The 9,868-nt window shown below is 62.0% G+C and carries 7 protein-coding genes; 5 read left to right on the top strand and 2 right to left on the bottom strand.

The window, feature by feature from the left end; genetic code table 11:
- The 3 genes from ACIREA_RS18350 to ACIREA_RS18340 all read left to right on the top strand — a co-directional run.
- A partial coding sequence (locus ACIREA_RS18350; protein WP_397383785.1) for a sensor histidine kinase occupies positions 1 to 1,414 on the top strand: 1,414 nt, incomplete at its 5' end.
- Positions 1,411 to 2,052 (top strand): response regulator, encoded by a 642-nt coding sequence (locus ACIREA_RS18345; RefSeq protein WP_397383783.1) that lies wholly within the window; start codon positions 1,411 to 1,413, stop codon positions 2,050 to 2,052. The genes ACIREA_RS18350 and ACIREA_RS18345, both read left to right, overlap by 4 nt.
- Positions 2,053 to 2,147: 95 nt before the next feature.
- Complete coding sequence (locus ACIREA_RS18340) at positions 2,148 to 5,756, top strand: DUF1553 domain-containing protein (RefSeq protein WP_397383782.1); 3,609 nt, start codon at positions 2,148 to 2,150, stop codon at positions 5,754 to 5,756.
- Between the two features lie 46 nt (positions 5,757 to 5,802).
- Here ACIREA_RS18340 and ACIREA_RS18335 read toward each other — a convergent pair whose 3' ends face one another.
- Together ACIREA_RS18335 and ACIREA_RS18330 are read right to left on the bottom strand one after the other, a co-directional pair.
- On the bottom strand, positions 5,803 to 6,522 hold the full coding sequence (locus ACIREA_RS18335; RefSeq protein ID WP_397383781.1) for a LytR/AlgR family response regulator transcription factor: 720 nt from the start codon (positions 6,520 to 6,522) through the stop codon (positions 5,803 to 5,805).
- Entirely contained in the window at positions 6,519 to 7,688 is a 1,170-nt protein-coding gene (locus ACIREA_RS18330) for a sensor histidine kinase (RefSeq protein ID WP_397383780.1), read from the bottom strand. Before ACIREA_RS18330 ends, ACIREA_RS18335 begins: the two co-directional genes overlap by 4 nt.
- Positions 7,689 to 7,775: 87 nt before the next feature.
- On the opposite strand from ACIREA_RS18330, the gene ACIREA_RS18325 reads away from it, so the two are divergent.
- Together ACIREA_RS18325 and ACIREA_RS18320 are read left to right on the top strand one after the other, a co-directional pair.
- Positions 7,776 to 9,281, top strand: coding sequence for an efflux transporter outer membrane subunit (locus tag ACIREA_RS18325; RefSeq protein ID WP_397383779.1), 1,506 nt, complete (start codon positions 7,776 to 7,778; stop codon positions 9,279 to 9,281).
- A 65-nt stretch (positions 9,282 to 9,346) separates the two neighbouring features.
- Positions 9,347 to 9,868, top strand: a 522-nt coding sequence (locus ACIREA_RS18320; RefSeq protein WP_397383778.1) for an efflux RND transporter periplasmic adaptor subunit, incomplete at its 3' end; no start/stop codon positions are given.

Raw genomic sequence — 9,868 nt, 5'->3', positions numbered from 1 at the left:
AGCCGCGCTGCCTCTTGAGGCGTTGCCCATCACCTCCGTGGTCACTTTACTGCAGTTCGGTGCTGCCGACGAGCCCCATCACCGCGCCCGCATTCGTGGCACCGTGTTGGCCGCCTTTTCCGATGGTCGTGTTTTTTTGCGTGATGCGACTCCTCCGCCACCACCCCGTGAAACGCCAAAGGATGCGCAACCCAAGCCGCCGCAATCGCCCTCAATCGCCATTCGCCTCATGTCCGCAGTCAATCTCACGCCCGGGCATCGTGCTGAGATCATTGGCTTTCCCATCATGGCCGGATTCAGCGCCTCTCTCGCCGATGCACTCGTTCTTGCCACGGAGCCGGACTCATCACCTGCTCCAGCGGTTGTTTCGCTCAAAGAATTCCAAGATGGCTCTCATGATGCCGATCTCGTTCACCTGGCCACGCCAGCGGTGCTCAATGATTTTTTTCGCAGCGCGGACGGCTTCGAGCTTCGCCTCACCTCCAACGGCACGCCGCTGCGCGCCTTTCTGCTGCAATCAAATGCGCCCGAGTTCGAAATCGGCACCTCCGTTGAGCTTACCGGCATCTGCCTCGTCGAGTCATCGACGGACAAAGGGTTTCGCTCTCAGGCCGAGCGCGCCTCCCTCCTGCTGCGTTCGGCAGATGACATTCAAGTGGTCCATTCTGCCCCGTTTTGGACGGCAGGTCGCCTTGTCATTGCCAGCAGCATTCTCGCGGGCCTCGTGCTGCTGGCCTTCATCTGGATCGCTGCACAACGGCGGCAGATCGGAGTCCTGAGCAGCCGCATCGTACAGCAGGCCACGCTGGATGAGCGCCAGCGCATCGCGCGAGAGTTTCATGATACGCTGGAGCAGGAGCTCACGGGTCTCTCCCTGCGACTTGATGCCGCCACGACGCGACCGCTTGAAGACAAAGCCCGCACGCTCATCGAAACCTCCCGCAGCCTTGTCTCCCGCATCCAAAGCGAAGCGCGCAATCTCGTGGCCGATCTGCGCGACACCGCCCAGCTGCATGATCTCTTCAGCGCGCTGCGTGAAATCCAAACGCGCATGCCGCCGAATGCACCGGCATTAAAACTCGACCTGCATCCCATTCCGCCCATCACCGGACCCGTGTCCCATCACCTGCGCATGATCGCCCAGGAAGCCATCACCAATGCGCTCAAGCATGCGCAGGCCACGGAGATCACGCTGCATCTTTCCTCCACCGCTGACATGCTCACGCTGAGCATCGCCGACAATGGCCTGGGCCTCACCGCCAGCGCCGTGACCACCGGCCAGCCCGGCCACTTCGGCTGCATGGGCATCCGCGAGCGCTGCCGCAAAATAAACGCCAACGTTGATTGGCAAAGCCAGCCCAAACAAGGCACCATCGTCACCGTTCGCCTGCCACTTGAGACTTTGACCACTTGACCCACCTCACCGTGTCCGCCGCCCCCATCACACTCTTGCTCATCGACGACCACTTCGTCGTCCGCAGCGGCCTCGTGGCCTCGCTGGAGCTTGAGGACGACTTCAAGGTCGTGGGTGAAACCGATCGCGGTGAAGAGGCCTCGGCGCTGTTTGCTAAAAAGAAGCCGGACGTCGTCCTCATGGATCTGCAACTGCCCGGCATAAGCGGCATCGAGGCCACAGCAGCGCTGCTGCGCGATCACGCCAACGCCCGCGTTCTCATCTTTTCCACCTTTGCCCGCGATGATGAAATCCAGGCTGCACTCAAGGCGGGCGCACTTGGGTATCTGCAAAAATCTTCCTCCCGCGGCGATCTGCTCGCCGCCATCCGCACTGTGGCCAAAGGCGAGCGCAGCCTGCCGATCGAAATCGCCCAGCGGCTCAAAGACCGCCTCGCGGAACCTGAGATCACGCCACGCGAGCGCGAGATCCTTGCCCTCGTGACCCGGGGCAACGCCAACAAAGAAATCGCCGCCGTCCTCGGCATTGGGGAAGACACGGTGAAGCAGCACGTCAGCCGCATTCTGATGAAGCTCAAAGTCAACGACCGTGCCCAGGCCACCGCCGAAGCGATCCGCCGGGGTTTGGTGCAGGTGTGAAATATCCCCAATAAGTAGCAGTGGAGATCCGCCCCCTCACGAAAGTGGGGTGCCCGAAATGCTGAAAGCGGCCGCAATCCGACGTTGGTAAGGGCATGACGCGCTCAGTCTCTGTTTTTGCTACACTTCTGCTTACCTCCCTCGCCTCCGCTCAAAACGACAGCGGCGGCAATGACACCACGGACAAACCGCTGGCGAAGCCGGTCATGCAGTGGCGGTTTGATGACGCGAAAGAGCCCGGCCCGCGTGCACCGACTTTCCCAGGCTTTACGAAGGATAACACTGCGCAACGCTTCACTGGCGATGGCAAGAAATCCGCCCTCACCATCAAGGACAGCGAAGAACTGCGCTTTGGTCTGAATGAAACCATCACGCTGGAGGCCTGGGTCAAAGCGGCGGATCTCAGCGGCAGCCCTTACATCCTGGGCAAGGGCCGCCTTGGCACCAAGGAATTTGGCGCGGAGAATCAAAACTACGCGCTGCGCCTGCAAACGGCGAAAGGCGGCTCGCAGATCGGCTTCCTGTTTCACAGCGCTGATGTGCCAGGCAAGAAGGGCGCATGGCACCGCTGGTGGTCCAAAGACACGCTGCCGAGCGCCGGCTGGCACCACGTCGCGGTCACTTATACTTTTGGCAAACTCAAGAGCATCAAAGGCTACATCGACGGACGCGAAACCGACGGCGTGTGGGACATGGGTGGCGAGACGGATCGTGCACCAGTCACTGATGGGGACTCGCTCATGGTCGGCAGTGGCTCCACGCTGGCAGCCTCCCACTCACTGAATGGCTGGCTGGATGACGTGGCGATCTATCGTGGTCCGGTGGATGTCGCTGCACTCAAAGCGAAGTATCAGTTTGTGCCACCGCCACCACCCGTGGCGAAGAAGCAAGTTCCTGCTGGCCGCGTACTGGTGCAACTGGCCGAGGAAGGCATGCCCGAAGCCAATGCATGGCCGAGTGAGCACCCCAAAGTGGGCGAAACCTACACGGAGGATGTTTTCGGCTTCTTCGACGTGCCGCAGAAGTATGTGGACACCGGGGTGCGCGGCGAACGCCACGTTCCCTTCCTGCTCCGTGCGGCCGCCAGCGTGACGTTCCCGAAAGGTAAACACCGCCTGCTGCTGCGCGCTCGTGGTGCCACGAATCTCTACATCGAAAACAAGACGATCCTCACCACTCCCTTCCCTCCCAATGACAGTGATGGTCATCATCTCGTGACCGATCAACAAGGCTACTTGGACCTCGGTCCTGACTTCCGTTTTGTGCCGCCGGGCAATCGTGAATCATGGTGCGAGTTTGAAGGCACCGGCAAACCGCAGTTCATCGTGCTGGAGACCCTGGTGGGCAGCTACGCTGGCAAGGCGGCGCGCCGTCCAGAACTCGGGGAAACCGTCGTTGCATGGTCTCAGCAAGGCACTGAAACCTGGAAACTGATCACCCCCGGCAAACGTGAAGTGGCCTATAACGATGCCGGCTGGACCGCTTACGAACAGGAGCGCAACGCCCACTACGCTGAGATCAACGCCAAGAAACGCGCCGAGTTGCGCGCACAGTCCGCGCCTTTCTGGGCCACGCGCCGTAAAGCAGCAGAAGCATGGCTGGCCAAGAACCCAGCGGGTGAAGGGAGCATTGATTCATTCATCGCCGCGAAGATCGACAGCGTGAAATCGCAGGATGCGCACAAAGGCAGTATCGATTACTTCAAAGACATCCAGCCCATTCTCGAAGCTAAATGCACTGAGTGCCATCGCGGAGCGAAGGCCAAAGGTGGGTTGCATCTTGATTCACTCGCGGACGCGATGAAAGGCGGCAAGTCTGACGGTGCTGCAGTCGATCCCGGCAAACCGGATCACAGTTCCATCATCGCCCGCATCACATCCTCCGATGAAGACGAGATCATGCCGCCCAAGGGCAAGCCCTTGACCAAGGATGAAGTCGCCCTGCTGAACAAGTGGATCAAGGAAGGCGCACACTGGCCGGAGATTCGTGCAGATCATCTCACGCTCACCCCTTTGACCGATGATCTCACCTTCCTGCGTCGCGTGTACCTCGACACCGTGGGTGTGCCGCCTTCCATCGAAGACATTGCTGCATTTCAGAAGAGCCCGGATCGCAAAGCGGCCATTGATAAACTTCTCGCCGACCCACGCTGGGCAGACAACTGGATGGGCTACTGGCAGGACGTGCTCGCAGAGAACCCGAACATCCTCAACCCCACGCTGAACAACACCGGCCCGTTCCGCTGGTGGTTGTATGAGTCTTTGCAGGACAATAAGCCCATGGACTTCTTTGTCACCGAACTCCTCCGCATGCGCGGCAGCGAGCGTCTCGGCGGCCCCGCCGGATTTGGCACGGCTTCGCAGAACGATGTTCCAATGGCGGCCAAGGGCACGATCGTCAGCACCGCATTCCTCGGAGTGGAAATGAAATGCGCACGCTGCCATGATTCACCCACCGGCAAATCGTTGCAGCAGGATCTCTTCGAACTCGCCGCCATGCTGGGCACGAAGGAAATCGAAGTGCCGAAGACCAGCAGCGTGCCGATGGACAAGATCCACGCCGGCGGCCGCAAGCCGCTGATCCAGGTGACACTGGAGCCCGGCACCAAAGTGCAGCCCAAGTGGCCCTTTGCCGAGTTCTGCGACGAAGCTGCGGCGAAACTCGCGGAAGATCCGAAGGACAGCCGCGACGTGCTGGCCGCCATGATCACCGCGCCGCAAAACGAGCGCTTTGCACAGGTCATCGCCAACCGCGTATGGGCGCGCTTCATGGGCCGTGGCATCGTGGAACCCATCGAAGACTGGGAGAAGGGCAAGCCCACGCATCCCGAGTTGCTCAAGTGGCTCGGACGTGAATTCGTGAGCGGCGGTTATGACATGAAACACCTCGCACGCCTCATCCTGAACAGCCAGGCCTACCAGCGCGCCACGGATCCAGCCTTGAAGCAGACCAGCCCGCTCTTCACCAGTCCTGCGCCACGGCGCCTGCAGGCAGAGCAGATTGTGGACTCGCTCTTCGCCGCCACCGGCAAGCCCTTCCACACCGAAGAAGTCTGCCTCGACATCGACAACACCCGCGACCTTAAGAACGCCATCCACTTGGGCAAACCTTACCGCAGCTGGATGCTCACCAGCACCAGCAATGAACGCGACCGCCCCAGCCTGGCCCTTCCCCGCATCCAGGCTGTCACGGACGTGCTCAGCGCTTTTGGTTGGCGTGGTTCACGTCAGGATCCCATAAGCAAACGCGACGCCGATCCGAATGTGTTGCAGCCCGCCATCCTCAGCAACGGCACGCTTGGCATCTGGCTCACCCGCCTGAGCAACGACCACGGCATCACCACCCTCGCCCTGCAGCAGGAATCCCTCGACCAGTTCATCGATCAACTCTTCCTCAAGCTCCTCACCCGCCATCCCTCCGGTGAAGAACGTGCTCTTTACACGAAGCACCTCAGCGCTGGCTTTGACGCACGCATTCAGCCCGCCTCACGCACCCAGCCCCCTGCAACGACCCGCACGCGCGAAAAATACGTGAGCTGGTCCAATCACCTCGACGGCGAGGCCACCACCGTGCGCATGGCCCAAGAAACCGCTGCACGCGCCGGCGATCCCCCCACCGAGAAGCTCGACCCCGCATGGCGCAGCCGCATGGAGGATGTGCTGTGGGCTTTGCTCAACGCGCCTGAGTGGGAGTTCAGTCCTTAGCCGCCCACTGGCGGGCGTCTTCTGACAGGTCTTCGCGCACTTGCCTCTATAGTCCTTTTTGCTTCCGAAACAGCGTGGCCTGCCGCCGGGAGATTTCGACTTTGTCGCCGGAGGCGAGCGTGGCCTGAAGGCCGCCGCTGAACCATTCGGCGACATCGGTAATGGCACGGGTGTTGATGAGCTGGGCGCGATTGGCGCGGAAGAACATGGGGAGATTCAGGCGCTGCTCCAAGGCGCCGAGGGATCGGGGGAGCAGCACTTTCCCGCCCTCAAAGAAGACGTGGGTGTAGTTGCCTTCGGATTGGAGGAGGTAGATCGAACGCACGGGCACGAACCAGCTTCTTTGCTCGCCTTTGAGCAACACGCGGTCCGTTTCACGGAGAGGTGTTTCATCCTGAGCTTCGGTGTCCGGCGGACCGGGGTCGTGCAGTTTTTGAATAACGGCGGCGAGACGGACGGGATCGACGGGCTTCAATAAATAGCCGACTGCATTGACTTCAAAGGCGCGCAGCGCGTGGGCATCGTAGGCGGTGCAGAAGACGACCTGCGGTGCGTGGTCGCCCATGGCATTGACGAATTCAAAGCCATCCATCTCGGGCATCTGGATGTCCAGGAAGAGGACGTCTGGCTTGAGCGTTGGCAGCAGGCTCAGCGCGGCATGACCGCTGTCGGCTTCTCCCACGACTTCGATCTCGGGATGCGCCGCCAGCAGCCGGCGCATTTCGCGGCGGGCCATGCGTTCGTCGTCGATGAGGAGGGCTTTCATGGCTGCTGCTTGGTCAGTGCTTGCTGCGGGAGGGAGACGATGGCCTCCACGCCTTCGGCGTTTTGGCTGATGCTCATGGTGGCGGCGCTGCCGAACAATAGGGCCAGACGCTCACGCGTATGTGCGAGGCCGATGCCCCCTTTGCCCTGCCAGTTTTCCACAAGGGAGCCGGAGTTTTGCACGCGCAGGCACAGACCGGCGGGGCCGAGGGTGGCCTCGTAGCGCAGGAAGCCGGGGCCCAGCTTGGCGGCCACGCCGTGCTTCACGGCGTTCTCCACCAGTGTGACGAGCAGCAGCGGTGGAATGAGTGCTTTTTCACAACCGAAGCCGACGTGCCGCTCCACCTGCAGGCGGTCGCCATATCGTACCAGCTCCAGGTCCAGCAGGGCATTCACTGTGGAGAGTTCATCGCGCAGGGGGATAAACTTGCAGTCACTGGAGGTGAGGGAGGCACGGAGCACGAGGGAAAGCTGCGTCACGGCATCGCGCGCTTGCTGGGGATTTTCATCAATCAGCGCGCGAAGGGTGTTGAGTGAGTTAAACAGAAAGTGCGGATTGAGCTGCGTGGCGATGGTCTGCAGCCGCGCCTCCTTGATGGCTGCGGCATGGCGCAGAGAGCTGACTTCAATCTGGTGCAGCCGCGTGAAAGCCTGGCAGGCGTAGTATAGTGCGGCCCACGTGCCCAGCAGAAAGAGGGACACAGCGCCAGTAGAGATGAGCTCAATGACCAGCCCCCTGCCTGCGACCGCCTCGCCCACGCCCTGTCCGGCGAGGAACCAGCGGAGGGTGTTGATGAGCACAGAGATGCCGACCGCAAAGCCTGCGCAGGAGAGCACCACCATGGGCACCAGCCGCCTGAGGGGGCGAAGATCCCAGCGGTGCCTGAGGGAGAGCAAGTGCAGCCCGTGGGTGGCCAGAATGCCGCAGAGAATCATGGCTGCGTTTTGAATCCACATGACCGGCTGAAGCGCGGCGAAGGCCGTTCTGAGCGCTTCCGCAGTGGCAGAGGAGTCATCCTTAAAGGCGATGGAGGGCGGCCCGGAAAGTAGGGTGACGGCCACAGTCAGCGCAAACAGGGACCAGAAGCCGGTCTGCATCAGGCGGTAGCCGCGCCCGGCAAAGGGCGGTGTGCTGCTGAAGCTGATGTTATGTGGAACCTCGTTCATCTCCCTGCAAATTTGTGGTACCAACGGCGAAAAGCCAGCGTGCAATGACCATCTGCCTCTGTGGGTGATGAACGGCGGCAAAAGCCCATGAACGGCGGCCGCCGCTCATCCGCGCACGCTGCCGCTCATCCTGCTGATTCATCCGCCGGTCTGAATATCGGCGCGGGTGGCGTGGATGGCGTGATGATTGGAGTCATGACTTTCAGCAGGCAGCCCCCCTTTTTCCGCACGACGCGGCGCTGTGCCCTGGCCCTTTTCGGCTGCCAGATGCTGCTGGGCTGCAGTTTCATCCCGAAGCTGGACCGCCCGGCGGCACCGGTGAGCGCACTCTACCCGAACGGTGGAGACACCAGCGCTGCCAGCAGCGAGCTGGCATGGCGCACCGTGTTCAAGAATGACGCGCGGCTGGTACGGCTCATCGACATCGCCCTGGAAAACAACCGTGATCTGCGTGTGGCCATGCTGCGCGTGGAGGAAGCGCGGGCGCAGTACCGCATCGAGCGCGCGCCGCTGCTGCCCACCGTGTCCGCGGCGGGCGACATGTCGCAGAACCACCTGGCCGGACTGACCACGGAGCAGTGGTCGCTGAAGCTGGGCACCACCGCGTATGAGCTGGATCTGTTTGGCCGCATCCGCAGCCTGAGCGCGAAGGCCCTGGAGACCTACCTGGCCAAAACTGAAACCCGCCGTGCCGCGCAGGTGACGCTCGTCGGGGAGCTGGCCACTCAATACTACACCGTGAGGCGGTTGGATGAGCTCATCGCCAACACAAAGAAGACACTGGCGGTGGTGGAGGAAAGCTACCGCCTGAATGAGAGCATTTTCAAAGCAGGCGGACTGCTTGAGCTGGACCTGCGCCTGTCAGAGACGCAGGTGCTCACGGCCAAGTCCAATATCATTTCCTACCAGCGACAGCGCGCGCAGGCGGAGAACGGCCTGGTGCTCATGCTCGGCCAGCCGCTGCCTGCAGGACTGCCCCAGGGCAGAGCGCTGGCGGATGCGCCGGTGAAAGCGGTTTCCGCCGGTGTCCCCTCGGAACTGCTGCTGGGGCGGCCGGACATCCTCGCGGCAGAGCACACGCTGCGAGCGGCGAATGCTGACATCGGCGCGGCGCGCGCGGCCTTCTTCCCGACCGTGAAACTGACAGCCTCTGACGGCACGACCAGCGCGGAGCTGAACAGCCTGTTTGGCCCAAGCACGGCGGTGTGGAGCTTTGCGCCGCAGATCAGCCTGCCCATTTTCGCCGGCGGCCGGAACAAGGCAAACCTCGACGCAACAAAGGTGCGCACGCGCATCGAGGTGGCAAACTACGAGAAGGCCATCCAGAGCGCTTTCCGTGAGGTGGCGGATGCGCTGGTGGCACAACGTGCGGCACGGGAGCAGATCCGCACACTTGAGGCGCTGACCGCCGCCCAGCAGCGGCGCTATGACCTGGCTGCCGCGCGGGACCAGCGGGGCGTCGCGACCTACCTGAATGTGATGACTGCGCAGCAGGACCTCTTTACCGCGCAGCAGAATCTCATCGGCTCACGCTATGACGCGGTGGCCGCGCGCATCAAACTTTATCAAACCGTCGGAGGCGGCTGGAAATGAACCCACGCATCTTACTTTTGTTGTCACTGATTGCCCTTTCAGCCTGCAAACCGCCGGGCGCAAGCATGGCCCGCTTTGAAACTACCACCGTCGGCAAAGGCGACCTGCGTGCCGTGGTGATGGCCAGCGGCACGCTCAGCGCGGTGGTGAGCGTGGACGTCGGCTGTCAGGTGTCTGGCCGCGTCATGAAACTCAACGCTGACTTTAACTCCATCGTGAAACGCGGGGACCTCATCGCGGAGCTGGATACCTCCATCTATGCCGCCAAGGTGAAGGCTGCCGAAGGCGAGCTGGCAGGTGCCAAGGCCAGCGCCATGTGGAAACGACAGAACCTCGCCCGCAAGAAAGAGCTGCTCCCCCTGCGCGGAGTCATGGCGCTGGATGTAGAGCAGGCCGTAGCCGAGCTGGGACAGGCGGACGCCACCGTGACCATCAAGGAGGCGGCGCTCGACCAGGCCAAGACTGACCTGAGCTACTGCCGCATCTCCGCGCCGGTGGACGGGATCGTGGTCTCTCGGAAGGTGGACGCAGGCCAGACGGTCGTCGCGGCGATGAACACGCCGGTGCTCTTCACCCTCGCCCAGGAC

Source organism: Prosthecobacter sp. (assembly GCF_044373815.1).
Classification (GTDB): Bacteria; Verrucomicrobiota; Verrucomicrobiia; order Verrucomicrobiales; family Verrucomicrobiaceae; genus Prosthecobacter.
The sequence above is the reverse complement of the archived record's forward strand: the minus strand, read 5'-3'. Positions and strand labels throughout refer to the sequence as shown.

What these genes read in the sequence shown, in the direction of transcription:
- ACIREA_RS18340 (WP_397383782.1), top strand. Translation starts at nt 2,148, where the DNA reads ATGACGCGCTCAGTCTCTGTTTTTGCTACACTTCTGCTTACCTCCCTC.
- ACIREA_RS18335 (WP_397383781.1), bottom strand. Translation starts at nt 6,522, where the DNA reads ATGAAAGCCCTCCTCATCGACGACGAACGCATGGCCCGCCGCGAAATG.
- ACIREA_RS18330 (WP_397383780.1), bottom strand. Translation starts at nt 7,688, where the DNA reads ATGAACGAGGTTCCACATAACATCAGCTTCAGCAGCACACCGCCCTTT.
- ACIREA_RS18325 (WP_397383779.1), top strand. Translation starts at nt 7,776, where the DNA reads ATGAACGGCGGCCGCCGCTCATCCGCGCACGCTGCCGCTCATCCTGCT.